This window comes from Rhodococcus sp. LW-XY12, assembly GCF_019317345.1.
GTDB lineage: Bacteria > Actinomycetota > Actinomycetes > Mycobacteriales > Mycobacteriaceae > Rhodococcus > Rhodococcus pyridinivorans.
In genome coordinates this window covers 1,858,853-1,884,805 of the sequence record NZ_CP079225.1, presented here as the reverse complement: position 1 = coordinate 1,884,805, position 25,953 = coordinate 1,858,853, and the positions used below count along the sequence as shown (strand labels likewise).

The window sequence follows — 25,953 nt, the reverse complement described above, 5'->3', positions numbered from 1 at the left end:
ATCCCGTCAGCGCGGCTGCCGCCACATCCCCCACAGGGTCGGCCCACCACCGGGGATGACGATGGCGCGGGTGACCTCGAACCCGAACCGCTCGTAGTAGGGAACGTTCGATTCCTTGCTCGACTCGAGGTAGGCGGGGGCGTGTTCGGCGTCGGCGCGGTCGAGGCCGGCCTTCATCAGGGCTTTGCCGAGGCCGGTCCCCCGCGCATCAGGTGAGGTGCCGATCGTCGACAGGTACCAGTGCGGTTCGTCCGGATGCGCCGCGTCGAGGGTGACGTTGACCTGCCCTCCCCGCTTCATGTAGCGGCCGAGCGCGGCGTAGAAGCCGGGCAGGAGGCGGAGGGAGGTCCACGCATCGGTGCGCCATCGTCCGGGCGGCGCCCACATCGCCGCGCCTCCGACGGTCCCATCGGACTCGGCGATGTCGGTGGCTCCCAACGGCACCATGTGGTGGCGGGCGTCGGCGGCGAAGAAACGGGTCATGCGGCGGATTCGGTGCTCCTCGTCCGGGAACATCCACGCGAAGACCGGATCGTCGAAGAACGCCTCGGCGATCACCCGAGCGAAGACCGGAATGTCGCGGCGCGTGGCGGTTCTCGGTTCGACGGCCATGTCGGCAGCCTACGACGAAGACGTGCCCGACGACCTGCCTTCCGTCGCCAGTTCCTTCGCGAGGGGCGTGGGGAACCGCGGCATCACCCGCACCCCACCCAGCCAGTCGTCGAGGCGGGCGGCTTCCTCGCGTAGCACCGCGGTGCCCTCGGCGCCGATGTCCTCGAGCAGATGCAGGCTCACCGCTCCCGTGTCGGTCTGCCACCACGTGCCGACGATCCGTCCGTCCCACCAGGCGGTGGGACCGGCGTTGCCGTTGGAGTCGAACAGCGCCTCCTTGTACGGCCCGAGATACCACTCGCGTTCGGTCCACCCCATGACCGTGGGGTCCAGACCGGGCAGCAGTGCACCCCACGGTTCGACGGGAGCGGGCTCGTCCACGTCGTCGGCCAGGAGGCAGCCGGGACGGCCGTCGAGATCGACCTCCACCACGTCGAGTTCGGCGAGGGCCGCGCGGACGGCAGTGAGGGTGGAGCCGAGCCACCATTTCAGATCCCCCTCGGTGCCGGGACCGAATGCGCGCAGCCACATCCGCACGAGTTCGCGCACACCCGTCGCCTCGTCGACGGGGTCGACGGCCGAGCCCAGCCACGACTCGGTGGTCGTCCAGGTGGGGCGCGAAACCCGCCACGACCCCTTGTTCGACGCCCGGACCACTTTCCCCTCGGCGGAGAGCACCGTGAGCACGCGAGGCGCGAAGGTGACCGGCCCACCCCAGGATTTGCCGGCACCGAACTCCAGCGCGCCGTCGAGGAGCGGGATCTCGGCTTTGAGCTCGCTCGATGTCGCCTCCCGCCCGTCGGCCAGGGCGGCGAGGATGTGGCGGCTCACCTCGTCGAGCCAGCTCTCGCCGTCGTCGTGCAATCCGGCCTTCACGACGTCCTTGACGACCGTGCGCCGTTGTGCGGCGGCAACCCGGGCGCTCGCCCCGGCCTGCACCACCGGGAGGGTGTCGCGCGGGACGACGAAGACGGTGCGCCGCATGGCCATGTGTTTGACCATGGTGCGGTCGTCGTAGAGCGCCCTGTCGAGGTCGGCCACGGTGAACCCGTCCACACGTGCCCACGCCGACAGGTAGACGGTCGCCGGGTCGGTGCCGTGCAGGCACACCAGGGACGTCGCCGCGTCGACGGCGTCGGGGGCGCGGTGGGCGGGATGCAACCGGTGCCGGACGGCCAGTCGTGCCCGGCGTTCGTCCACGTCGATCCTGGGTGCGGCCATGGCCGTCATCGTAGGACCGGCCACCGACCTCGGGCGCGCGGTGAAGGGGCCCCGCGGCCTCAGGCTGCTCGTTCGCGCAGCCAGGCCATCGCCTCCATCCGGTACTCGTCGATGCCCTTGTACTGCGCGATCTCGCGCGGCAGCTCCTCGACGATGTCGGCGAGCTGGTACGCCCACTGCGGGTAGGCGACGATCTCGGCGAGGGGTGCCATGTAGGTGCGGATGTTGAACACGATCGCACCGGTCGTCGGCAGCCGGATGAGGTGCTCGAGTTCGATGCGCAGCTGGATCCTCCCCCAGTCCTTCTCGGCCATCAGGCGGGGGATGTCGTCCATCCACTCGGGCATCGTCTCGAGGCTCGTGTCGCGGCGCCGCGAGCCGACGGCCGAGAAGGTCCAGTTCACCCGTCGGTAGGGCTGGTCGGCGGTGAGCCGGCGCAGGAACTGCTCGGCCCGGTCGGTGACCCCGTCGCGCGTGAGACCGGGTACGGGACGGTGGATCTCGTGCATGCTCATGCCGATGTCGAACTTCACCGACCAGTCGGCGGAGGAGGTCACCACGGCGGCGTCGAAGTAGAGGTGGCCGTCGCGTTCGGTGACGAGCAGGACGTCGTCGGGGATCTGGCAGGCGACGAACACCAGCGGGTGTTCGGGCAGCGTCTCCGGATCACCCGGAACGAAGGTGCAGTCGATTCCGAGAGGTTGGTTGCGCCAACGGTATCCGGATCCGAGTCGGTCGAGGGTCATGAGGTCGGGATACGACGCGGCCATCTCGCGGAAGTAGAACATCAGCAGGTCCCACGAGGCCGGGGTCATGTGCGGGAGGTAGCGGACCCGGTGCGGGTCCCGCTCGAGGATCCCCTGTCGCAGGGCCATCATCTCGACGTAGTCAGGTCCGAGGTCGACGATGTGTTCGCCCCAGCCGCCGGCGAACGTGTCGACGCGGCGGCGGGCGGGTTCGACGTTGACCCCGTAGCGGAATCTGTTCTCACCTTCGAGAAAAGGCCACGGGAGATAGGACAGGTCGCTGGTAACGGTCACATTCGGTCCTTCCGGTCGGTTCTGTCAGGCGACGGCTCCGAGATAGGTGCCGTGGTGACTCGACAGGTGCGGGCGGATCTCGAGGGAGATCCCGCACCCGGCGCACGAGATCCTGTCGCCGGGTCGCGCGTCGGCCCGCTGTGTCGTCTCGCAGTGGGGGCAGAAAACCGTCAGCGTCACCGTCGACGTGACGTAGGTGATGAGTTCGCAGGGCAGGGCGCCGGCCTGCCGGGCGGCGGCGGTGTAGGCCATGGCCTCGGCGGCCGGACCGGCGACGAGGATGCGTGATCCCGCCCTCAGCGCGGCGACCGCTTCGGCGGCGCGACCGGGTGTCGGGTCGTAGAGGGCGGCGGCGTCGCGTCCAAGTTCGGAGGCGTCGGCCATCCAGTGCCGCACCGCCTTTCGCGCGAGTTCGCAGTCGCTCGCGGCGAGGACGAGGAAGGCGCGACCGGCACGGTCGAGTGCGGGTGGGTCGCCGTGGACGAATCCGGAGGCCTTCACGTCCGCACACCCCCGTAGGTGCGGAGCCAGCGCACCCCCGGTTCGCGGGTGCGGGTGATGCCCTTGTAGTCGGCCATATCCTCGGGCAGCTCCTCGAGGACACGGCACAACCGCTCGGCCCATTCCGGTACGCGGGCGATGTCCTCGAAGGGCAGCAGGTAGGTGCGGATGAGGAACATGATCGCGCCGGAGACACCGAGGCGCACGAGGTGCTGGACCTCGACGCGCAGGTTCAGCCGGCGCCCCACGTCCTCGAGCGGCCCCTCGGCGAGCAGCCGCCGGTCGCGTCCCCACACGGGATAGGTCTCGGTGGACTGGTCGAGGAGGCGGTCGACGCTGAGCGACCAGTTGGTGCGGCGGTACTGCCGGCCGGGCTGCAGGCCCATGAGGAACTGCTGGGCGCGCGGGATGACCCCTTCGGTGTGCACGCGCGGGACGGGCCCGTGGATCTGCAGGAAGCTCATGCCGACGTCGAAGCGCAGCGACCAGTCGGCGGCGAAGGTCACCAGTCCGGCGTCGCCCCAGAGGGCACCCTCACGCTGGTCGAGCAGCACGACGTCCTCCTGGAGGTGCCTGCCGACGAACAGCAGGGGTGGTTCGGGCAGGGTGGACGGATCACCGAACACGAAGGACTGTTCGACGCCGAGTGCCTGGTTGGTGAATCGCCGGGCCGCACCGTCCCCGTCGAGCGAGAACTTCTCGGGGTGGGCGTCGGTGAGCATCCGCATGAGGGTGAGCATCGCGTCCCACTGGGCGATCTCCATGTGCGGCAGAGCCTGGAACCGGGTGGGGTCCTCGGCGAGGATGCGGGTGCGTTCGGCGAGATCCTCCCGGTACCGCCCGTCGACGTCGACGGGGTGGGTCCCCCATCCCCCGACGGGTGTCTCCACGACACTGCCGGCGGGTTCGACGTTGGTGCTGTAGCGGTAGGTGTCGCGGGGGAAGGGGAACGGGAAGCGGGCGATGCGGTCGGGGATCGCCGCGCTGTCGCCGAGGGCCTCGAGGTCGATCGTGGTACTCACAGATCCAGCTCCAATCGGGGTCCGTTCGCGCGGGAGACGCACGGCATGAGGCAGTCTCCGGCCTCCTTCTCGGCGGCGCCGAGATACAGGTCGCGGTGTTCGATGTCGCCGCTCACCACGGGCAGCCGGCACTCCCCGCACACGCCCTGACGGCAGAGGCTGGGGACCGCGATGCCGCGGGATCCGAGCGCTTCGAGGAGGCTGACACCCGAGGCGACGTCCACGTCGACGCCGCTGCGGGTGAGGTGTGCGGTGAACGGTTCGCCGGGGTCGAGGTCGCCGACCCCGAAGTGCTCGTAGTGCACGCGGGCGCCGGGCCAGCCGGCGCGACCGGCACGGTCGGTGAGTTCGTCGATGAGCGCAGCCGGGCCGCACGCGTAGAGGTGGGTGCCGATCGGCTGGTCCAGCAGCGCGGGTCCCATATGCTCCCAGAAGCCGTCGCGGCCGGTGTGGAGGTGGAAGCGGTCGCCGCACAGCTGCTCCAGGTCGTCGAGGTGGGCGGCGTCGCCCTCCCGGTGGACGTAGTGCACCTCGAACGAGCGGCCCCACTGCACGGCGGCGCGGACGTGGGACAGGATCGGGGTGACGCCGATTCCGCCGGCGACGAGCAGGTGGTGCCGCGCGGTGAGGACCGGGGCGAAGGCGCTGCGCGGGGTGCTCACCTGCACCCTGTCCCCCGCTCGCAGGGAGTGGATCCAGCGGGAGCCACCGCGGCCGTCCTCCTCGAGCCGTACGGAGATGCCGTAGTGGTCGGGCTCGAAACCGGGTCCGGTGAGGGAGTAGGAGTTCCGGCGGGATTGCCCCTCCGGCCCGGTTCCGCAGGTCACGACGATGTGACTGCCCGGGGTGAAGGAGGGCAGGAGTGCGCCGTCGGACGCGACCAGCCGCATGTGCCGCACGGTCGGGGTCAGTGCGGTGACCTCGTCGACCGCCAGCACCAGGCCGGCGTCGGACGGCACGTTCGTTGCGGGGCTGTCGGACATCAGGGTCATCAGCGTTCCTCCGCGTCGATCATGTAGCCGAGGTAGGCCGCGTGGTGACGCGAGACATGGTGGTAGACCACGAGTTCCGCGCGGCAGTTCGGGCAGGTGGTGCACCGGCCGACCTCGACGTCGGCGAGATGGGTGGTGTGACAGTGTGCGCAGTAGACCGCGCGGTCGGCGGTGTCGATCGGGACGGGCATGATCTCCTCGTCGACGAGCCCGCCGGCCACCGCCACGGCCCTTGCGGCGAGGACGGCGGCCTCGGATCCGACGAGGACGAGTCGGCAGCCGACCCGGGAGGCGTCGAGCTGCCGTCGGAGGACGCGGGCAGCTGTGTCGCCCCACTCGGCGGGCAGACGCATCCAGTCCACCCGCCGACCGTCGAAGGACAGTAAGAGATTCCGCGCCTGCTCGGCGGCCTCGTCGCCGAAGGACAGGATCGTGAAGGTCCGTCCCCCGCCGGCGATGCTCCGTTCCTCGTCCCACCTCGGCACACTGGTGGTGTCCATACAGACGTTCACGGCATCTCCTAGGGCGCGAAGGAGCGGAGGCCGACGTAGAAGGCGAGCGCGCCTTCGGGGGTGGTGAAGCGGATGCGGGATCCCTTGGGGAAGAAGATCGCGTCGTACGCACGGGCGATCTCGACCTGGCCGGTGTCGAGGTTCTCGAGGCGGAACTCGCCGTCGAGGACGACCTTCATCTCGTCGTATTCGTAGGTGTAGTCGAGGGGCGCCTCGGTGGGTTCGAGACGGAAGTAACCGGAGGCCATGGGGCAGCCTTCGGGATTCGGGTGGACGTCGTCGATGTAGCCCTTCGTTCCCGGGAACTCGTCGACCGACATCTGCGGGAGGTTCTTCCAGAAACCGGAGGTCACTCGGAATGCGGGCACGGTGGTGGTCTCGGACATGGCAACTCCTCAAAGGGAAGGAATGCGCGAACGCGCGGTGTGCAACGAGAACGTCGATCGCTGACGTGAAACAGACGATAATGGGAAGAAACGCAGCGATGGTTGCAGTTCTGTTAACGCGCGTAACCGATTCCTCTCGAGGGCAAGGGAATCCGGACCCTCGAGGAGGTTCCCCGGAACCTGGACGGAACATCCGTCAGCGGCCGGGATCGAAGAGGGCGCGATGCCAGATACGCGTGACGATCTCGGCGGCCCGTTCGAGCGGTATGGGCGTCTCCTGCAGGGCGTCCTGCGCGTACCAGACGTAGTCCGACCCAGCGCGGGCGGATCGCCCGGCCCGACTCCGGTGCCGTCGCCCGGCTGCGCGCCGCGGGCTCGTCGGGTTCAAGCCGACCACCGGATCGTGCGCGGACGAACGGGGTTTCCGCGCGATGACTGATTTCGTCACCGCCGGCCCGCTGGCCTGGACGGTGGACGAAACCCGCATCATGACGGAGATCCTCGCCGAGACGACCTTCGAACGCACCGCGGTGCGGCACCGGCGGATCGCCTTCTTCCGGCGCCCGGACGGACGTCCGGTCGATCCCGCGGTCGCCCGCACCGTCGAGACCGTCGCCGGAATCCTGTCGGATCTCGGGCACGAGGTCGTCGAGACCGACATCCCGATCCAGGGGTGGAACGAGATCTTCGGGCCGCTCGTGCTCGACGACGGGCTGCGCGAACGCGCCCATCTGCTCGACGATCCGGAGCTGCTGACCCCGCTACGAGCGGGCGAGTCCGCGAGCCGCGATGCAGCTGACCAGCGCCGAGGTCGCCGGTGCCCGCGGGCACTGGACGGATTCCGCCTCCGCATGGACGATTTCCAGCACCGTTGCCGTCAAGGGCATCGACACCCTGAACGGTACGGAGGTCGACGACCCCTACTTCTCCGACTGCGAGTTGCCCGCCGACTCGGTGGTCGGTGAGGTCGGCCAGGACTGGTCCCAGCTCATGCCCGGGCCGGCGACCGAGCTGCTGATCCTCGCCGCCCAGATGCTCGGCGTCGCCGAACGTGCCTTCGACGACCTCTAGGGTCTGGCGCGGGCGTCGTCGATGGCCAAACTCGAGGCGACGGAGGTCGCCAAGAACACAGCCCTCGAGTGCATGCAGATGATGGGCGGCTACTCCACTGAGTTCGACATGGTGCAGCACGTGCGCGCGGCCCTCGGCGCGACGATCTACGGCGGAACCAACGAGATCCAGCGCGACATCATCGGGAACTCGTTCGGTCTCCGATAGAACCCTCGCTCACACGAACATCGCAGCGGCGGGACGGTCCTTCGACCGTCCCGCCGCTGTTTGTCGTTCGCATACAGGGCGGTTTCCACGCCAAGCGTCACCGCAATCTCACGGATGCGTAACACGCCCGTCATGGATACCGTGTTTCCTTATATTCGACAGCGATTCCTACAGTGAAACTTCGTCGAACCGAGGAGCCCCCATGACGCTGGAAGCCACCGACACATCCGTGCTGCGCCTCCCGTCCACGAACGGCCGGTCCCCCGAGACCTCCGGCACCGCCGGTCTGGCCGAGCTCGCACACGCGACCGGCACCCGCTTCATCCTCGCCGTCTTCACCACCCTGTCCGGAAAGCCCTGCGCCAAACTGGTTCCCGTCGAATCCGTCGACGAGCTCGCCACCGACGGTGTCGGTTTCGCCGGCTACGCCGCGGGCTCGATGGGCCAGGTCCCCAAGGACCCCGACCTGGTCGCCATCCCCGACGTCTCGTCCTTCACCCCCATCCCCTTCGTCCGCGAGGGCCTGGCGCTGGTCCACTGCGACCCCTACGTCGAGGGCAAGCCCTGGCCGTACGCCCCGCGGGTGATCCTCAAGACCGCGCTCGCGCAGGCCGCCGCCAAGGGCCTGAGCGTCAAGGTGGGCACCGAGATCGAGTACTTCCTCGTCCAGCGCGACGAGAACGGAACCCTGCGCACCGCCGACGCCCTCGACACCTCCCGCCAGCCCTGCTACGACGCCCGCGACGTCACCCGCATGTACGAGCACCTGACGTCGATCTCCTCGGCGATGAACACCCTCGGATGGGGCAACTACGCCAACGACCACGAGGACGGCAACGGGCAGTTCGAGCAGAACTTCCAGTACGCCGACGCCCTGACCACCGCCGACCGCGTCATCACCCTGCGTTACCTCATCTTCGTGCTCGCCGAGCAGCGCGGCATGACCGCGACCTTCATGCCCAAGCCGTTCGCCGATCGCACCGGCTCCGGGATGCACATGCACCTGTCGCTGTGGCAGGGCGACACCCCCGTCTTCCCCGACGCGAACGATTCCTGCGGACTCGGACTGTCCAGGACCGCCTACTCGTTCGTCGCCGGCATCCTCGAGCACGCATGCGCCCTGCAGGGTGTCATCGCACCGACGGTCAACTCCTACAAGCGCACCGGCGCCACCAGCACCGCCTCCGGCGCCACCTGGTCGCCGCGCTACGCGACCTACGGCGGCAACGACCGCACCCACTACCTGCGCGTCCCCGACGCCAACCGCGTCGAACTGCGCGGCGGGGACGGCTCGGCCAACCCCTATCTCGCCACCGCCGCGACCGTCGCCGCCGGCCTCGACGGCATCGAACGCGACCTCGATCCCGGCGAGCCGGGCACCGGCGGCACCGCGACGCTGCCGATGACGCTGCTGCACGCCATGGACGCCCTCGAGGCCGATCCGGTGGTCTCCGGCGCACTCGACGCAGCCGGTGCGGGCGTTGCCGACTACTTCGCCTCCCTCAAGCGCGAGGAGTTCTTCCACTGGCACAACACCGTGACCCCGTGGGAGATCGACAGCTATCTGACCGCTTTCTGATCACCCGACTTCTTCCAGACCCATCGAACAGGAGAGACGACCATGTGCGGAATCGTCGGACTTCATCTGCGAGACGCCTCGCTCGAGCCCCGGTTGGGCAGCCTGCTGACCGGGATGCTCGGGCAGATGGTGGACCGCGGACCGGATTCGGCGGGCGTCGCCGTCTACGGCAACCCGGTCTTCTCCCCCGCCGGGGAGTCGTCGGTCTCGGTGCTCGACGCACCCTCGGACCTCGTCACCGCCGTCGGCGATGCACTGGGTGTGACCGTCGGGGCGCTCGATCTCGCCCCCACCACCGTGCTGCACGCCCCCGTCCCCGCGACCCTGCTCGCCGACACCGTCCGCACGCTGGCCCCCACCGCGACCGTCATCGGTTTCGGCGACGACGTGACCGTCCTCAAGGGCACCGGCGATCCCCGCGATCTCGCCGAGACCTTCGGCCTGCCCGCCGCCTCCGGCCGGCGGGGTGTCGGCCACACCCGCATGGCCACCGAATCCGCCGTCACCGCAGCAGGATCGCACCCCTTCGCCGTCGGCCCCGACCAGTGCCTCGTGCACAACGGCTCGTTCTCCAACCACCTGTCGATCAAGCGCGAACTCGAGGACGAGGGCGTGGTGTTCGACAGCGAGAACGACACCGAGGTCGGCGCACGCTTCGTCGCCAAACATCTCGCCGAGGGCGCCGACCTGGAGAAGGCACTGCGTCTGCTCGGTGAACGCTTCGACGGGTTCTACACCCTGCTGGTGTCCACCTCCGATTCGTTCGCCGTGGTCCGCGATCCGATCGCTTGCAAGCCCGCGATCGTCGCCGAGTGCGACGCCTACGTCGCGATGGCCTCGGAATTCCGCGCCCTGGCAGGACTTCCCGGCATCGCCGACGCCCGCATCTTCGAACCCGAGCCGGACCGGGTCTACGTGTGGCGACGCTGACCGGCCGCGCGAATCCCGACTCCGCCGTCCCGATCTCATCCCCGGAGGCAATCATGACCACCGATACCCTGCTCCCGACCGCCACCTACGACCTGGCGACGACCACTACCCGCGAACTCAATGCGGCACTGCACGCGATGGAGGCCCCGGCCTCGATCGAGGTGGTGAACCCGCAAGGCGCCCACGCACTCGCCTGCGGCCTGAACCGGCCGATCGACGTCCGCATCGACGGCCACGTCGGCTACTACGCAGCCGGGATGAACCAGCACGCCCACGTGACCATCGATGGCAACGCCGGCGTCGGGGTCGCGGAGAACATGATGTCGGGCAGTGTGCGCGTCACCGGCGACGCCTCGCAGTCCGCCGGTGCGACCGCCCACGGCGGGCTGCTGGTCATCGAAGGCAACGCCGCCGCACGCTGCGGCATCTCGATGAAGGGCGTCGACATTGTCGTCGGCGGTGATATCGGTCACATGAGCGCCTTCATGGGACAGGCCGGCCGACTCGTCGTCCTCGGCGATGCCGGTGAGGCCCTGGGCGATTCACTGTACGAGGTGCGGATCTACGTGCGGGGCAGCGTCGCCTCGCTCGGTGCGGACTGCGTCAAGAAGGAGATGCTCCCCGAGCACATCGCCGAGCTGCAGGAACTGCTCGACACGGCCGGTTTCGACGCCGACCCGGCCGAGTTCACCCGCTACGGCTCGGCCCGGCAGCTCTACCACTTCCACGTCGACAACGCTTCGGCCTACTGAGAGCCCCCGACGTTCTTCCGCCCGCTCGACCCCCGAGGAGACTTCCATGACCTTCCAGCCCGGACTGCGTGAGTCGGCCACCTTCGACCGCAACGTCATCCACGAGATCCAGCGCGCCGCCGCGACCGGCATCTACGACATCCGCGGCTGGGGTGCCAAGCGCAAGGTTCCCCACTTCGACGACCTGCTCTTCCTCGGCGCGTCCATGTCGCGTTACCCACTCGAGGGCTACCGCGAGAAGTGTGAGACCGACGTCGTCCTCGGCGACCGCAACGCGAAGTACCCGTTGCACCTCGACATCCCGGTCACGATCGCCGGAATGAGCTTCGGTGCGCTGTCCGGTCGCGCGAAGGAGGCCCTCGGGCGTGGCGCCAGCGAGGTCGGCACGTCCACCACCACCGGCGACGGCGGCATGACCCCGGAAGAACGTGGGCAGTCCAAGCACCTCGTCTACCAGTACCTTCCGTCGCGATACGGCATGAACCCCGACGACCTCCGCAAGGCCGACGCCATCGAGGTCGTGCTCGGCCAGGGAGCCAAGCCCGGTGGCGGCGGCATGCTCCTCGGGCAGAAGATCACCGAGCGGGTCGCGGGGATGCGTACCCTGCCGGTGGGCATCGACCAGCGCAGCGCGTGCCGGCACCCCGACTGGACCGGCCCCGACGACCTCGCCATCAAAATCCTCGAACTGCGCGAGATCACCGGCTGGGAGAAGCCGATCTACGTCAAGGTCGGCGCGACCCGCACCTACTACGACGTCAAGCTCGCCGTGAAGTCCGGCGCCGACGTCGTGGTGGTCGACGGGATGCAGGGTGGCACCGCTGCCACCCAGGACGTCTTCATCGAGCACGTCGGCATCCCGACCCTGGCCGCGCTCCCCCAGGCGGTGCAGGCCTTGCAGGAGATGGGTGTGCACCGCACCCCGGGCGGCGTGCAGCTGATCGTCTCGGGCGGTATCCGCTCGGGCGCCGACGTCGCCAAGGCGATGGCCCTCGGCGCGGACGCCGTCGCCATCGGCACGGCCGCGCTGATCGCCCTCGGCGACAACGATCCGAAGTACCAGGCCGAATACGAGAAGCTGGGCTCCGCAGCCGGTTTCTACGACGACTTCCAGGACGGCAAGGACCCCGCCGGCATCACCACGCAGGATCCCGACCTGCAGGCCCGCTTCGATCCGGTAGAGGGTGGCCGCCGCCTCGCGAACTACCTGCGGGTGCTCACCATGGAGGCCCAGACCATCGCCCGGGCGTGCGGCAAGTCGCACCTGCGCAATCTCGAACCGCAGGACCTCGTCGCGGTCACGATGGAGGCCGCCGCGATGGCTCGGGTGCCCCTGGCCGGCACCGACTGGATCCCCGGCCGCAGCGCCTTCTGACCGTGGCGACAGGCCTGCCACCGCACTTCCCGAGAGGACACAAGATATGACCGCCTTCGACACGCTCTGGGCATCGATCCTGGAGGTCGGTAAGCATCCGACGACCGGGGGCTATCGCCGATTCGCTTGGAGCGACGCCGATCTCACTCTCCGCGAGTGGTTCCGCGGCTGCGCCGCCGAGCGCGGCATGGACGTCGAAGAGGACCGGAACGGGAACCTGTGGGCGTGGTGGCTCCCCGTCGGCTGGGAAGGCGATCCCACCGACGCCTTCGTCACCGGTTCGCACCTGGACTCGGTGCCCGACGGCGGCGCGTTCGACGGACCACTCGGCGTGGTCTCGGCGTTCGCCGCGGTCGATCTGGTCCGGGAGCGCGGCATCGTCCCGACCGTGCCGATCGCGATCACCGCGTTCTCCGACGAGGAGGGTGCCCGCTTCGGTGTGGCTTGCGTGGGCAGTCAGCTCACCACCGGGGCGCTCGCTCCGCAGCGTGCGCTCGGCCTGCGTGATCGTGACGGAATAACGTTGGCCGAGGCCATGACCCGCGCCGGTCGCGTGCCCGAACACATCGGCACCGACCCCACCCTCGTCGACCGGGTCGGGGTGTACGTCGAACTTCACGTCGAACAGGGCCGGGCCCTCGACCTCGTCGATGCACCGGTCGCGGTCGCGTCGTCGATCTGGCCGCACGGCCGATGGCAGTTCACCTTCACCGGTGAGGCCAACCACGCCGGAGCCACGCGCCTGGTGGACCGCCGCGACCCGATGCTCGCCTACGCCTCGTCGGTGCACAGCGCCCGCTCGTGTGCCGCGGCGGCCGGTGCGGTCGCCACCTTCGGCAAACTCGAGGTGCTGCCCAACGGGGCCAACGCGATCCCCTCCGAGATCAAGGCCTGGCTCGACGCTCGCGCCGCGGACGAGGAGACCCTGACGACGCTGGTCGCCGAGATCGAGGCCGAGGCCCGCAAACACTGCCTGCCGGACGAGATCGGACTCGATGTCTTCGCCGAATCGATCACCCCGATCGTCGAGTTCCCGGCCGGACCGCGCGAACGGTTGCGCCGCGCGCTGTCGCATCTCGGGGACATCCCGGTACTGCCCACCCAGGCGGGACACGACGCGGGCATCCTCTCGGAGAAGGTTCCCACCGCAATGTTGTTCGTGCGCAACCCCACCGGTGTCTCGCATTCACCGCACGAGTTCGCCGAGGCCGACGATTGCAACATCGGAGCGCAGGCGCTGGCCGACATCATGGCGGACTGGACGACGGGCAGTTAGGTGGCCGCGCAGGTGATCCGGCCCGGCGAGCGGCGGCGGGTGCCCTGGCGCAACGGCGCCGGGATCACGGAGGAGATCGCGACCGGACCCGACGGCCCCTCCGGCCGTCCGCTGTGGCGGATCAGCGTGGCCGAGCTGGGCTCCGAGCCCAGCGAGTTCTCGGCCTTTCCCGGCACGGAACGGATCTTCACCGTCATCGGTGAGCACGGCGCCGACCTCGACTCGGGCCACAGACCCCGTTCGCTGGATCCGTGGCGTCCACACTCGTTCGCCGGTGAGGACGCGCCCCACTGCGTCCCCCGAGGCGCCACCCGTGCATTCAATGTCATGACCGAGCGCGGGGGCGCCACTGCGGCCGTCGGGTACTTCGCGCTCGACACGGTCTGCGACACCGCCGCAGATGGTGTCACGGCCCTCTACGTGCGATCGGGCTCGGTGCAGGCCGGTACCGAACGAGCTGCGCCCGGGGACTGCGTCCTGATCCGCGGCGAGGCCGTCACCCTACGAGGCTCGTCGGCCACCGGACTCCTGGTCCGCATCGAACCCACTTCCTCCCTCTGACATCGACTCCCCCACCGACCTCCTGATTCGGAGGCCGACCGAACAAAGGATCCTCAGGTGACGGACACGACCAAGTTTCTGATCGTCGGCGGCGGCCTCGAAGGCCTGGCCATCGCCTACTCCCTCGCCGACCGCGGCGAAACCGACGTCCTCGTCCTCGAGCGCGACACCCTCTGCTCGGGCATGACCGGGAAATCGAGCGGCGTCGTGCGGTGCCACTACGGCACCCCTTCGCTGGCCGCGATGTCCTGGTACGGCGTCGATATTTTCACCAGGGCGACCGAAATCTTCGGCGACGACATGGCATTCCGCCGGTGCGGTTACGTCGTCGGTGTCGCGGAGAACAACGTCAAGCCGCTCGAGGCGAACATCGAGATGATGCAGGGCCTGGGCATCGCCACCGAACTCATCTCCCACGACAAGATGGCCGAACTGTGGCCGGGCCTGAACCTCGACGATTTCGCCCTGTTCGCCTACGAACCGCTCGGCGGTCGCGGCGAGGCCTACATGGCGGGAATGGCGTTCGGTGCAACGGCACGTCGGATGGGCGTGAAGATCCGACAGAGCACCCCGGTGGTGTCGTTGCTGCAGAACGCCGCGGGCCGGGTCTACGGCGTCACTCTCGCCGACGGGTCCGAGGTGCACGCCGAGCAGGTCGTCGTCGCGGCGGGACCGTGGACGCCGGCACTCGTCGCCGGTGTCGGCGTCGACATCGACGTCCGGGCGCAGCGCGCGCAGTTGGTTCTCGTCGACCAGGGTGTCCCGACCCCGGAGGTGCCCGTGCTGTCCGATCTGGCGGGTCTGCAGTACATCTGCCGTGAGCCGAACGGTGAACTCCTGGTAGGCAATTCCGATCATCAAACGCCGCAGTACATCGATCCCGACAAGTACGTGAACCGCGCCGACGACTCGACGATCGAGAAGAACATCATGAAGCTCGGCAACCGCCTTCCCGACATGCCGGACCCGCGGATCACCAGTTCGTACGTCGGTGCTTACGACGTCACCGAGGACTACAACCCCGTCATCGGTCCGGCACCGGTCGAGGGTCTGTTCCTGGCGACGGGATTCTCCGGGCACGGATTCAAGATCTCCCCCGCGGTGGGCAAGCTGGTCGCCGACCTGCTGATCGACGGGAAGACCGACCTTCCGAACGTGAACCCGGACGACTTCCGTTTCTCCCGCTTCGAGGAGGGTGATCTGCTCCTGAGTCTCAACCCCTACGAAGGCGCCGGCGAGATGCGCTGATCCCCACCTACTCAGCACTCGTGCCCTCCACGGACCCGGCCGGATCCCTGTCGTCCGGATCTGTGGAGGGCACCGCCATGTCTGCATTGCGGCGTTCACCACCGGTGGACACACGCTACGCTGACGAGATGGCCAGCCCAGATCGTCCCGTCTTGTACGACGATTCCGGACGCGAAGTTCCGCGCGGCACCCCGACGGGTGTGGATCTCGAGCGCGCGATCGCCCACCAGGTGCGGTCGTTGCGGCTGGCCAGCGGCCTGTCCGTCGGCGACATGGCCGCGAAGGTGGGGATCTCCAAGGCGATGCTCTCGAAGATCGAGAACGCCCAGACCTCGTGCAGTCTGTCGACGCTCGCCCGGCTCGCCGTCGGCCTCGACGTCCCCGTCACCTCGCTCTTCCGGGGCGCGGACGCGCACCGCGACGCGGTGTTCACCAAGAACGGGCACGGCGCCGAGATCGTCGGTCGCGGTACGCGGGTGGGCCATCACTACGAACTGCTCGGCGCGCTGCGGGGACAGCACAAGAGACTCGAACCGGTGCTGGTGACCCTCACCGATGCGAGCGACGTCTTCCCGCTCTTCCAGCATCCCGGCACGGAATTGCTGTACATGCTCGAGGGCGAGATGCTCTACGGCCACGGCGATTCCGAGTACCACCTGCAACCGGGCGACGCCCTGCTCCTCGACGGCGAAGGGTTGCACGGACCGAACGAGCTGCTGAAGCTGCCCATCCGGTTCCTCGCCGTCACGGCGTATCCCGACAATCACCAGCCGTGAACGACCGGCAACCGTGAACACGACGGAGCCCTCACCGCCCGGTGCGGTGAGGGCTCCTGCCGTTCGATCGGTGAAGCTCGCCGGTCAGGACTTGGGCACGATCACGTCGCGATCCTCGGCGAACGCCTCGGGACGCAGCGTCGACGGACCGGTGGGTGAGAACGAGTCCATCACGTAGGCCGTCTCCCCATGGACCGGGACGTCGATGCCCCGCATCTCCGTCTCGGTGTCGACCCGGATGCCCATGATCTTGTCGAGCGCCTTCGCGATCAGGAAGGTCACCGCGAACGAGTAGGCGAACACCGCGGCCATCGCGACGATCTGGCGTCCGAGGAAGTCGATCCCGCCGCCGAAGAACAGACCGTCGACACCGGCCGGCGCGGCGGCCGTCGCGACGAAGGCGATGAGGGTGGTGCCTACGACGCCGCCCATGAGGTGGATGGCAACGACGTCGAGTGAGTCGTCGTAGCCCATGCGGAACTTCCAGCTCACGGCGAAGCAGCCGACGGCACCGGAGACCACGCCGATCAGCAGGGCACCGAGCGGGGACACGAGGCTCGCTGCGGGCGTGATGCCCACGAGTGCGGCGATCACGCCCGAGATGGCACCGAGCGTCGTCGCGTGCTTCTCCTTGATGCGTTCGACGATCAGCCAGCCGAGCAGGCCGGCCATCGCGGCGACGAGCGTGTTGAGGACGACGACACCGGCCGTGTGGTTGGCGCCGCCCGCCGAACCGCCGTTGAAGCCGAACCAGCCGAACAGCAGGATTCCGCCACCGAGCACGACGAGGGGCAGGTTGTGGGGACGTGCCACGTGCGGGAATCCACGGCGGCGACCGAGTGCGATGGCGAGTGCCAGCGCCGCGACACCCGAGTTCATGTGCACGGCGGTGCCGCCGGCGAAGTCGTGGGCGGCGAGCGTGTTGGCGATCCATCCGCCCTTCGTGCCCGCTTCCTCGTCGTCGAAGGCGAAGACCCAGTGCGCGACCGGGAAGTAGACGAGGACGACCCAGATGCCCGAGAACACCAGCCACGCCGAGAACTTCATCCGGTCCGCGACACCACCGGCGATGATCGCCACCGTGATGCCTGCGAAGAGGAGGTGGAAGGCCGCGGTCAGTGCGGCGGGCATCCCTCCGTCCGGGTCCTCCTCGAGCAGCGAGCCCAGACCGATGTCGGTGAAGGGATCGCCGATGAGGCCGAGGCCCCCGACGCTGTCACCGAGCACGGCGGCCGGACCGAACAGCACCCACAGGACGGCTGTGACGGCGAATCCACCGAACACCATCATGATCATGTTGAGCGCGCTCTTGACTCCGAGCATGCCGCTGTAGAACAGCGCCAGGCCCGGAACCATCAGTACGACTGCTGTGAACGCCGCCAAAACCCAGGCGGTATCGGCGGCCGCGAGTGCCTGTTCCATATAAGTCCACCCTGTTCGATCCCGGGGTTCACGACCCCTACGTCAGTCGGTGACCCACATTCATCACCGTCCCCTGAGAGTGGACCCACTCTGTAATGTTCCTGCGAGGCGCGGGTGAACTTCGTGTAACGCCACCGCAGTTCACCGGACGGGGATGCCGTTGCGTCCGGGCAGGCAGTATGGAGGACGAGACGCCACATCCCGCGGTGTGCACAACCTGTGCCACCCGGGTATCCCTGCCCTGCCCGGGTTCCGCGGGAACGACGGCTCGAACCGCTGCACGCATCTGGGAGGTAGACGATGGGACGGGTCACGACACGTCGACCGGTACTGCGCATCACTGCGGACAGGGCGACGCGACGTCCCGACACCCTCGCCGTCGAGGAACCGCTCGAGATCAGGGTCGGCGGTGAGTCGCTCACCATCACGATGCGCACCCCCGGTCACGACGTCGATCTCGTCCACGGATTCCTGCTGGCCGAAGGGATGATCGGCAGTCGCGAGGACATCGCCGCCGTTCGCTACTGCGACGGGGTGGACGAGAGCGGCGCCAACACCTACAACGTTCTCGACGTCGCCCTCGCGCCCGGCGTCACCGTCCCCGAAGGGACGGGGCGACGCGCATTCACGACGACCTCCGCGTGCGGGGTGTGCGGGAAGAACTCGCTCGACGAGGTGCGCACGCGCACGCGATATCCACTGAAGGATGCCGGCACCACCTCTATCGGAACGCACACCCTCACCGAACTGCCCGACACGCTGCGTCGGCACCAGCAGGTCTTCGAGTCGACCGGCGGTCTGCACGCGGCCGCACTGTTCACCCCCGACGGGGCGCTGCTGGCCCTGCGCGAGGACGTCGGCCGGCACAACGCCGTCGACAAGGTGATCGGCTGGGCCCTGACCGACAACCGGGTGCCGCTCTCGCACAGCGTGCTCATGGTGAGCGGACGCGCCTCGTTCGAACTCGTGCAGAAGGCGGTCATGGCCGGGATCCCCGTGCTCGCGGCGGTCTCGGCGCCGTCGTCGCTGGCCGTCGATCTCGCCGCGGAGTCCGACCTCACCCTCGTGGGCTTCCTCCGCGGCGACACGATGAACGTCTACACCGTCCCCGAACGCATCAAGACCGACTGATCGGCGGCATCAACCGCACGTGCCGTCCTGCGCCTCGCCCGCGCGTACTCCGTCGACGAACGCCCGCACGTCGTCGACGGACTCCTCGAGTACCGCTCGGTGATCGGCTCCGTCGTATACCCGATAGCTCAGGTCGGCTCCGTTGCCGCACAGCGCCGCGGTCACCTGATCGGTGACCGGACGCAGTACCAGCGCGTCGTCGCTTCCCTGCACGACGAGCGTCGGCACCCTCAGGGTGAGCGGTTCGACCTCCTGACCGGCGTAGTACTCACGGAGCGGTTCGAGGTCCGCATCCGGAGCGAACACCTGATCCACCGGTACCGTGCTCGCCACCTCGCGGATGTCGTCCATGCACCCGGTGCGCGCGGCGTCGAGCAAGGGGCGGGAGGCGTCGGTGAGCATCGCGTCGGCGTCGATGCTCGGGTCCGCCGCCTGCGCTCCGAGCAGCAGCACCGGCAGGAACCCGAGCGCCGGACCGATCGCGGGTCCGGCGGTCGCGTAGTACTCGGCCGTCTCACTCGTGCGACTGCCCGGGGCGAAGGCGACCGCGCCCTGCAGTTCGAGTTCAGGGGCGCGTTCCGTGCCACGAGCCGCCGCATACAGCGCGGCGTGCCCGCCCTGACTGTGTCCCATCGCGATCCATCGGGTGCCGATAGCCGGATCGAGTTGACGAGCGGCACGCACGATGTCGACGACACTGTCGGCTGCGCTGTCTCCGTTCATGTAGGGATGTCCGCCCGGTGTGCCGAGGCCTTCGTAGTCGGTCTGGACCACGGCGTAGCCGTCTGCGACCCACCGGTCGAGCATGGCAGTCGTCCTGCTGATGTAGGAGTGGGCGGGACCACCGGGGGTGTCGGCGGACGGCGCACAGGCGTCACCGACCCCGGTGGTGCCGTGCGCCCAGCTGATCACGGGCCAGCCTCCGGCGGGCGCTTCTCCCTCGGGGATCGCGACCGTGCCCGAAACGAGGGTGGGGCGCCGATCGGCACCATCGGACAGGTAGGTGATCAGATGCGTTCGCGACGCGCTGGGAAGCGCCGCCGTACCGGTGAGGGTGCGTTCGGTGACGAGGGAGCCGGGTCCCCCGGCAGTCTCCTCGGCGTCGTCGCCGAAGTCGGAGCAGGACGTGATGCCGAGCATCGACGCTGCGGCGAGTACTGCCATCACACGCCGGGAAGTACGAGAGAGCATGAATCCTCCGTTGGGATGTCAGTCCACGTTCGGCGCTCACTGCACGCCGTTGACGTGGCTACCGCCGTCGACGAACAGCGTGTTGCCTGTTGGATAGCGGGAGTCGTCGCTCGCGAGAAAGGCTGCGACCGTGCCGATGTCGTCGAGAGGGTCGCCGATGCGGCCCATCGGGTTCGCCGCGGCCTGCGTGGCGGCCATCTGCGGGTCGGCCGCCGCCACCCGTCTGTATGCCGCGCTCGGCACGCCGGGGCAGATCACGTTGCAGCACACCAGTTTCGATGCCCATTCCCGAGCCGCAGTACGGTCGTGCTGCGCAGTGCCGAATTCGCGCACCGCGGCATCCACCATGGCGTGCACCTGTGCGCGGTCGGTGACGTCGGTCGGGACGAAATCCGCGGCCGATCCCCATCCCGGCGCCGGTGACGATCGCCACCCGCCCGTCCAACTTCCCCATGCCGTTCCTTTCCGATACGACGGCGTGTGCGGCGCAGGCCGTCAGCGAGGACGGGGAACCGTCCTGTCGATGAACAGCGCTTCCACGGACACGCACACCGTGCCGTCCGCGGTCCTGATCTCGCCGACCGTGTTGATCTTGCGGCCGTCCTGCTCGACCAGACGACCGGTGATCGTCAGCGGCTCGAACAGTGGGGTCGGCCGGTGGTACCGCACGTTGAGCTGTGCGGTGGCGCCGCTGCGCCCGGCCCAGGCGTTCGCCACACCCAGCGTGTGATCGAGCAGGAGGGCGGAGACTCCGCCGTGCACGTGCCCGGGCGGGCCCTGGTACGGGAAGGTCAGTTCGACGACGCCTTCCACCGATCCGTCTTCGCGACCGGCCAACACCAGCGGCGGAGCGAGCGCGTTCTCCGGACCGGTGACCGGATCGTGCCGGGTGACGCCCTCCCCGTGCCACATGTCGATCAGTCGCTCCCGCACTTCGGGAGCGTGTTCCTCGAGGTGCTCGGCGATATTGTCGAGCTCTTCGGCGACCCGCTCGAGATTCGCGTTGCCACGGTCGGTGCGCAGCAACGCGTCCACCACGCGCCGCGCGGCGGCGGTGGCGCGGTCGACGGCGGTGTCCTGCGGTGCCGAGGTCAGAACCGTACCGTCGGGCGCGTGTCCGACGACGGGGTGGGTGTCCGGGTCGACTCTCATCGAATCTCCATCGTGGCGTGGGTGAGCACCGGTTGCCCGTCGCGCTCGGGACATGTGGCGAGCAGGGTGAGGGTGTCGTCGTCTCGCCAGACCTCCGTCTCGATCGTCTCCCCGGGGTACAGCGTGCCGGCGAAGCGGACCGAGAACGACCGGACCCGGGTCGGGTCTCCACCGAGCACACCGTCGACGACGGCCTTGCACACGACACCGTACGAGGCGAATCCGTGCAGGATCGGCCGATCGAAACCGGCTGTCTTCGCGAATTCGGGATCCGCGTGCAGCGGGTTCATGTCGGCACTGAGCCGGTACACCAGTGCCTGTTGCGTGCTCGTAGGTGACACCAGGGTCTTGTCGGCGTCCCGTTCCGGCACTGCGTTCGACACATGGGGCCCGGCGTCTCCGCCGAAGCCGCCCTCACCGCGCGCCCAGATCTGCATCGCACTGGTCCACAACGGGTTTCCGTCGGCATCCACTGCGGACTGTTCGAGCACGATCACGGCGGCCTTGCCCTTGTCCCACACATCGGAGATGCGAGACGAGACGGTCGCCGAACCCGAGATCGGGATCGGGGCGTGCACGGTGACGGACTGGCCACCGTGCAGGATCCTGCGCAGGTCGATGTCGATTCCCGGCAGGCTCAGTCCGGCCTGTGTCACCGCACCGGCAGAGACACCCTGACCGGCGACCATCGCGAAGGTCGGCAGGACCCGCAGGTCCTTCTCGTACACCCACCGCAGTTCGGCGGGATCGAGCGAGTCGACACCCGCACCCAGACCGAGGTGGTAGAGGATCACATCGCGTTCGGTCCACGAGGCATCGCGGACGGTGGGCGCAGCGGAGAGCGCGACATCGGTATCGATGGGCATGGGGCGTCACTTTCCGGGCTCGGGATCGCGGGGCAGGCCGAGAAGCCTCTCACCGATGATGTTCAGCTGGACGTTGGTCGTCCCACCGGCGATGGACATGCACTGCACGTTGAGGAACATTTGGGTCGCCGAAGTTCGGTCCTGGTCGTCGAGCAACGACGCAGTACCGGCCCAGTCCATCGCGGTCTCCCAGACCTGCTGGAGGTGCTCGACGCCGAGGAGCTTGGCGACGGAGGATTCGGCACCCGGCTGTGCACCGGCCAGGGAGCGGAGAGCGGTGCGCAGACCCATGAGGCCACCGGACGCGGCATCGCCGAGAACCTTGCCGAGGACGGTGAGTTGTTCGTCGTCCGGCCCACCGGGCATACCGTTCGCGAGCGCCATGAGGGTCTCGCAGCCGGCACCGAAAGTCGAATCGTGCGAGAGGGAGACGCGTTCGTTCGCGAGGGTGGTACGGGCGAGCTTCCATCCGTCCCCGGGCTCGCCGACGAGGCACTCGTCGGGCACGAACACGCCGTCGAGGAACACCTCGTTGAACAAGGCTTCGCCGGTGATCTCCCGCAGCGGCCGGATGTCGAGCCCCTCGGTGTTCCTGATGTCGATCAGGAAGTAGGACAGGCCTTTGTGCTTGGGCGCTTCCGCGTCGGTGCGGGCGAGGCAGATGCCCCAGTCCGCGACCCGCGCCATCGACGTCCACACCTTCTGGCCATCGAGCCTCCATCCGCCGTCCACCTTGACGGCCTTGGTGGACAGGCCCGCAAGGTCGGACCCGGCGCCGGGCTCGGAGAAGAGCTGACACCACACGAGATCCCCGCGCAACGACTGCGGGACGAATCGCTCGATCTGCTCGGTACTGCCGTGCGCGATCAGGGTCGGCACCACCCAGTTGCCGATGATCATGTCGTGCGGTTCGAATTCGGCGGCGCGCAGTTCCTCGGCGACGACGAGTTGCGTGACGGCGTCGGCGGCCTTCCCCCACGGTTCGGGCAGGTGGGGAGCGGTGTAGCCCTTCTCCGCCAGATACGCCTTCCGCGCTGCGTTCTCCAGCGACTTCGCCGGCTCGAGTTCGGCACGGACGTCGGCGCGGATCCGTTCCGCCTCGGGCGGAAGATCGACGCTCAGCACGCGGCGGGCACCGTCGAGCGTGAGGTGGGCGACCCGGCGCCGCCACGACGCCGTGGAGCCGAGCAGGATCCGGAGGGACTGCGCGCGCCGCATGTACAGGTGCGCGTCGTGCTCCCAGGTGTAGCCGATACCGCCGAGCACCTGGATGCAGTTCTTGGTGACTTGGAAGGCGGCCTCCGGGGCGATGGACGCGGCAACTGCGACGGCGAGCGACGCCTCGTCGTCCGACACGTCCTCGGCGTGCGCACGGGCAGCATCCCAGGCCACGACCCGGGCCTGTTCGGTATGGCAGAGCATCCGGGCAACGGTGTGCTTGACGCCCTGGAACTGCCCGATGACACGTCCGAACTGCCTACGGACCCGCGCATAGTCCGCAGCGGTGGTGGTTGCCCAGTCCGCGAGACCGGCAGCCTCGGCGGCGAACAAGGTCGCGGCGATATCGACGATCCGATGCGAGTCCGATCCCAGTACGTCCTCGTCGGACAATGTCACGGCACTTGCGGTGATCTCGGCGTTGCGGCGGATCACGTCGTAGCTGGGCAGGTTCGTGACCTCGACCCGGTCACGATCCACGGCGACGAACACCCGCTTGCCGCCGTCGTCGGCCGCGAGCAGGAACACATCCGCGATCTGGCCGCCCAAGGCGACGCCGGAGGTGCCCGAGAGCGTGACGAAATCGCCGTCACGCTCGATACGCAGCCCTCCCGGCTGCAGGGCGACCGCCCCGAAAAGCGACCCGTCCGCGAGTCCGTCGAGTTCGCTGCGACGCCCCGCCTCGTTCAGCACCGCGGAGACGATCACGGTCGGAAGGAACGGGCCCGGCACCATGGCCCGTCCGAGTTCCTCTGCGACGATTGCTGTTTCGAGCAGACCGAAACCGGCGCCTCCGACCTCTTCGGGCAGGTGCAATCCCAGCATGCCGAGTTCGGCGAACGAGCTCCAGTACGTCGGGCGGGCTTCCGTCTTCGCTTCGACGGCCGTGCGGATCACGTCGGGTGTGGCGTGTCGTGCCGCCCAGCCGCGCACGGAATCGCGGAGCTCGCGGTCCTCGTCACTCAATCCCAGAGTCATTACGGGTCCCTTCGGATAGCAGAATGTCCGGCGTCAGATGCGCTCGATGATGGTGGCGGAGGCCATCGCGCCACCCGCACACATCGTGACCAGCGCCGTCGAACGGCTCGAACGCTCGAGTTCGTGCAGTGCACTGGTGATCAGTCGCGAGCCGGTGGAACCGACGGGGTGGCCGAGCGCGATGGCGCCGCCGTTGACGTTGACCTTGCTCATGTCGGCCCCGTGGACCTGAGCCCAGGACAACACGACCGAAGCGAAGGCTTCGTTGATCTCGACGATGTCGATGTCGGACAAGGACATTCCGGTGCGTTCGAGTACCGCGCGAGTCGCGTCGATGGGGCCGTCGAGGTGGTAGTACGGGTCCGAACCGACGAGCGTCGACGCGAGGATACGGGCACGTGGCCGCAGACCCGCCTCGCGCGCCTTGTCCTCACTCATCAGCAGTACGGCGGCCGCGCCGTCGCTGACCTGGGAGGAGTTTCCGGCGGTGTGGATTCCGTTCTCGATGACCGGCCGGAGACCGGCGAGTCCTTCCGCGGTGGTGTCGCGAAGACCTCCGTCACGCGTCACGATCGCGATCTCACCGGTGGGCTCGCCCTCCTTGGTCACGACCGGCGCCTGCACCGGGACGATCTCGCGGTCGAAGCGCCCCTCGGCCCACGCGGCTGCGGCGCGACGCTGCGACTCGAATCCGAGAGCATCGACATCGTCACGTTTGATGCCGCGCTTGTGGGCGATACGTTCGGCAGAGGCGAACTGGTCGCCCATGTCGATCGACCAGTCGTCCGGATAGGGGTTGCCGGTGCCCGGGGCGTTTGCCTGACCGAGGAACACGCGGCTCATGACCTCGACGCCGCATCCGATTCCGGCGTCGATCTGCCCGGACGCGATCAGGCCCGCCACCATGTGGACCGCCTGCTGCGACGAACTGCACGCGCAGTCGATGGTCGTCGCCGCGGTCGTGTACGGGAGACCTGCGTGGAGCCAGGCCTGACGAGTGACGTTGTTGGATTGCTCCCCTGCCTGGGTGACGGCACCTCCCACGAGCTGACCGATCCGGTCGGCGGGCAGGCCGGTGCGGTCGAGAACGGCTTTCTGGGCGGCGCCGAGCAATACCGCGGGGTGCACCCCGGCCAGCTGTCCGCGGCGACGACCGATCGGTGTTCGCGCGGCCTCGACGATGACGACCTTGCTCATGCCTACTCCCAGTTCTCGAAGATATTGAAATTTATTCTAGTAACGGAGGCCGCAGATTCCTGTGCCGTCCCACCGAACGGGACCTCCCTTGCGGAACGCGGCCCCGGGGAATCGCCCGTCAGCGCGCACCGGCGGACAGGTCGACCAACAGAAGGTCGCACGCGACACGCAGATCGGACTCGACCTCGGGGATCGAGATTCGCCCGTTGAGCGCGGACTGGACGAGACCGAACCACAACGCCACGACCAACCGCACGACGGTCGCGTCCCGGACCGTAGGTTCCGCGATGCCTGCGGCGGCAAGGAGCAATCGGTCGAAGTGCTGATCGATCTTCGCCACGTCGGGAATCGTGGCAGCGTTCGACGACGCAGCGGATTGGATCATCGCGTTCGCCAACAGCGGCGTACGCACAAGCGCCCGGGTGGCCTGCAGCAATGCGTCGTACACGACGTCGACGGGCGAGGTGGACGACTGTGAGCGCCTGGACAGGTGGATTCCCATCCGATCGATCTGGTCCACCATGACCGCGACGAATAGGTGGGTCTTGGACGGAAAGTACCGGTAGAGGGTGCCGATGGCGACGCCGGCGAGTTCGGCGACCTCCTGCATCCGGACGCGCTCGAGTTCCTTCATCGCGCCCAGGTGCGCAGCAGCATCGATGATCCTGTCGTATCGCGCGTGCTGTTCCGCCGAATTCGGTTCGGCGGCGTCCCGCACCTCCGCAAGTCTGGGCATG

At 68.5% G+C, this 25,953-nt stretch carries 25 protein-coding genes and 3 pseudogenes; 11 read left to right on the top strand and 17 right to left on the bottom strand.

What is annotated here, in order from left to right; genetic code table 11:
• Nucleotides 1-6 precede the first annotated feature (6 nt).
• The 9 genes from KXC42_RS08890 to KXC42_RS08850 form a co-directional block, all read right to left on the bottom strand.
• Nucleotides 7-612: a GNAT family N-acetyltransferase gene (locus KXC42_RS08890; protein WP_006551174.1), complete on the bottom strand. Its 606-nt coding sequence runs from the start codon at nt 610-612 to the stop codon at nt 7-9.
• A gap of 9 nt (nt 613-621) precedes the next feature.
• On the bottom strand, nt 622-1,833 hold the full coding sequence (locus KXC42_RS08885) for a winged helix DNA-binding domain-containing protein (protein ID WP_219130215.1): 1,212 nt from the start codon (nt 1,831-1,833) through the stop codon (nt 622-624).
• 59 nt (nt 1,834-1,892) lie between these two features.
• Nucleotides 1,893-2,873: a DUF3445 domain-containing protein gene (locus KXC42_RS08880; RefSeq protein WP_219130214.1), complete on the bottom strand. Its 981-nt coding sequence runs from the start codon at nt 2,871-2,873 to the stop codon at nt 1,893-1,895.
• A 24-nt stretch (nt 2,874-2,897) separates the two neighbouring features.
• Nucleotides 2,898-3,374 carry a dimethylamine monooxygenase subunit DmmA family protein gene (locus KXC42_RS08875; RefSeq protein ID WP_006551171.1) on the bottom strand — a complete coding sequence of 159 codons (477 nt, stop codon included), beginning with the start codon at nt 3,372-3,374 and terminating at the stop codon, nt 2,898-2,900.
• Entirely contained in the window at nt 3,371-4,396 is a 1,026-nt protein-coding gene (locus KXC42_RS08870) for a DUF3445 domain-containing protein (RefSeq protein WP_084295019.1), read from the bottom strand. Before KXC42_RS08870 ends, KXC42_RS08875 begins: the two co-directional genes overlap by 4 nt.
• Entirely contained in the window at nt 4,393-5,388 is a 996-nt protein-coding gene (locus tag KXC42_RS08865) for a PDR/VanB family oxidoreductase (protein ID WP_219130213.1), read from the bottom strand. The genes KXC42_RS08870 and KXC42_RS08865 overlap by 4 nt, the downstream gene beginning before the upstream one ends.
• A complete protein-coding gene (locus KXC42_RS08860) occupies nt 5,388-5,888 on the bottom strand; it encodes a dimethylamine monooxygenase subunit DmmA family protein (protein WP_006551168.1) in 501 nt (166 codons plus the stop codon). The genes KXC42_RS08865 and KXC42_RS08860 overlap by 1 nt, the downstream gene beginning before the upstream one ends.
• A 20-nt stretch (nt 5,889-5,908) precedes the next feature.
• On the bottom strand, nt 5,909-6,286 hold the full coding sequence (locus KXC42_RS08855; RefSeq protein ID WP_006551167.1) for an ethanolamine utilization protein: 378 nt from the start codon (nt 6,284-6,286) through the stop codon (nt 5,909-5,911).
• 196 nt (nt 6,287-6,482) lie between these two features.
• On the bottom strand, nt 6,483-6,776 hold the full coding sequence (locus KXC42_RS08850) for a hypothetical protein (protein ID WP_257606080.1): 294 nt from the start codon (nt 6,774-6,776) through the stop codon (nt 6,483-6,485).
• On the opposite strand from KXC42_RS08850, the pseudogene KXC42_RS08845 reads away from it, so the two are divergent.
• The 10 genes and pseudogenes from KXC42_RS08845 to KXC42_RS08800 form a co-directional block, all read left to right on the top strand.
• Nucleotides 6,697-7,251, top strand: a pseudogene (locus KXC42_RS08845) (hypothetical protein); the annotation flags it as partial. The gene KXC42_RS08850 and the pseudogene KXC42_RS08845 overlap by 80 nt on opposite strands.
• Nucleotides 7,163-7,564: pseudogene (locus KXC42_RS27140) on the top strand (acyl-CoA dehydrogenase family protein); the annotation flags it as partial. The pseudogenes KXC42_RS08845 and KXC42_RS27140, both read left to right, overlap by 89 nt.
• Before the next feature lie 202 nt (nt 7,565-7,766).
• Nucleotides 7,767-9,143: a type III glutamate--ammonia ligase gene (gene glnT / locus KXC42_RS08835; RefSeq protein WP_219130211.1), complete on the top strand. Its 1,377-nt coding sequence runs from the start codon at nt 7,767-7,769 to the stop codon at nt 9,141-9,143.
• A 42-nt stretch (nt 9,144-9,185) separates the two neighbouring features.
• Complete coding sequence (locus tag KXC42_RS08830; protein WP_064060924.1) at nt 9,186-10,073, top strand: glutamine amidotransferase; 888 nt, start codon at nt 9,186-9,188, stop codon at nt 10,071-10,073.
• Between the two features lie 53 nt (nt 10,074-10,126).
• Nucleotides 10,127-10,825: a protein glxC gene (locus KXC42_RS08825; RefSeq protein ID WP_050993466.1), complete on the top strand. Its 699-nt coding sequence runs from the start codon at nt 10,127-10,129 to the stop codon at nt 10,823-10,825.
• 46 nt (nt 10,826-10,871) lie between these two features.
• Nucleotides 10,872-12,200: an FMN-binding glutamate synthase family protein gene (locus KXC42_RS08820; RefSeq protein WP_006551158.1), complete on the top strand. Its 1,329-nt coding sequence runs from the start codon at nt 10,872-10,874 to the stop codon at nt 12,198-12,200.
• 46 nt (nt 12,201-12,246) lie between these two features.
• The gene (locus KXC42_RS08815; protein ID WP_219130210.1) at nt 12,247-13,476 is read left to right on the top strand and encodes an allantoate amidohydrolase; all 1,230 of its coding nucleotides are present in this window, start codon (nt 12,247-12,249) and stop codon (nt 13,474-13,476) included.
• Nucleotides 13,477-14,037: a HutD family protein gene (locus KXC42_RS08810; protein WP_064061843.1), complete on the top strand. Its 561-nt coding sequence runs from the start codon at nt 13,477-13,479 to the stop codon at nt 14,035-14,037. It begins immediately after the preceding gene.
• Nucleotides 14,038-14,094: 57 nt separating this feature from the next.
• A complete protein-coding gene (locus KXC42_RS08805) occupies nt 14,095-15,285 on the top strand; it encodes an FAD-binding oxidoreductase (protein ID WP_006551155.1) in 1,191 nt (396 codons plus the stop codon).
• A 128-nt stretch (nt 15,286-15,413) separates the two neighbouring features.
• Nucleotides 15,414-16,061 (top strand): XRE family transcriptional regulator, encoded by a 648-nt coding sequence (locus KXC42_RS08800; RefSeq protein WP_024100581.1) that lies wholly within the window; start codon nt 15,414-15,416, stop codon nt 16,059-16,061.
• 84 nt (nt 16,062-16,145) lie between these two features.
• Here KXC42_RS08800 and KXC42_RS08795 read toward each other — a convergent pair whose 3' ends face one another.
• Nucleotides 16,146-17,483, bottom strand: a complete 1,338-nt coding sequence (locus tag KXC42_RS08795) for an ammonium transporter (RefSeq protein WP_006551153.1) — start codon at nt 17,481-17,483, stop codon at nt 16,146-16,148.
• A 300-nt stretch (nt 17,484-17,783) separates the two neighbouring features.
• Between KXC42_RS08795 and fdhD the strand changes: the two genes are divergently transcribed.
• A complete protein-coding gene (gene fdhD / locus KXC42_RS08790; protein WP_019289053.1) occupies nt 17,784-18,614 on the top strand; it encodes a formate dehydrogenase accessory sulfurtransferase FdhD in 831 nt (276 codons plus the stop codon).
• A 9-nt stretch (nt 18,615-18,623) separates the two neighbouring features.
• Here the strand turns inward: fdhD and KXC42_RS08785 are convergent, their stop codons facing one another.
• The 7 genes and pseudogenes from KXC42_RS08785 to KXC42_RS08755 form a co-directional block, all read right to left on the bottom strand.
• Nucleotides 18,624-19,778: an alpha/beta hydrolase family protein gene (locus tag KXC42_RS08785; RefSeq protein WP_372477510.1), complete on the bottom strand. Its 1,155-nt coding sequence runs from the start codon at nt 19,776-19,778 to the stop codon at nt 18,624-18,626.
• Between the two features lie 63 nt (nt 19,779-19,841).
• Nucleotides 19,842-20,259: pseudogene (locus tag KXC42_RS27595) on the bottom strand (SDR family oxidoreductase).
• A gap of 41 nt (nt 20,260-20,300) precedes the next feature.
• On the bottom strand, nt 20,301-20,957 hold the full coding sequence (locus KXC42_RS08775) for a PaaI family thioesterase (protein ID WP_016691875.1): 657 nt from the start codon (nt 20,955-20,957) through the stop codon (nt 20,301-20,303).
• Nucleotides 20,954-21,823, bottom strand: coding sequence for a MaoC/PaaZ C-terminal domain-containing protein (locus KXC42_RS08770; RefSeq protein WP_219130209.1), 870 nt, complete (start codon nt 21,821-21,823; stop codon nt 20,954-20,956). The genes KXC42_RS08775 and KXC42_RS08770 overlap by 4 nt, the downstream gene beginning before the upstream one ends.
• A 6-nt stretch (nt 21,824-21,829) precedes the next feature.
• On the bottom strand, nt 21,830-24,019 hold the full coding sequence (locus tag KXC42_RS08765; protein ID WP_219130208.1) for an acyl-CoA dehydrogenase: 2,190 nt from the start codon (nt 24,017-24,019) through the stop codon (nt 21,830-21,832).
• Between the two features lie 33 nt (nt 24,020-24,052).
• On the bottom strand, nt 24,053-25,216 hold the full coding sequence (locus tag KXC42_RS08760; RefSeq protein ID WP_219130207.1) for a steroid 3-ketoacyl-CoA thiolase: 1,164 nt from the start codon (nt 25,214-25,216) through the stop codon (nt 24,053-24,055).
• A gap of 118 nt (nt 25,217-25,334) precedes the next feature.
• Complete coding sequence (locus tag KXC42_RS08755) at nt 25,335-25,952, bottom strand: TetR family transcriptional regulator (protein ID WP_219130206.1); 618 nt, start codon at nt 25,950-25,952, stop codon at nt 25,335-25,337.
• Between the last annotated feature and the right edge of the window lies 1 nt (nt 25,953).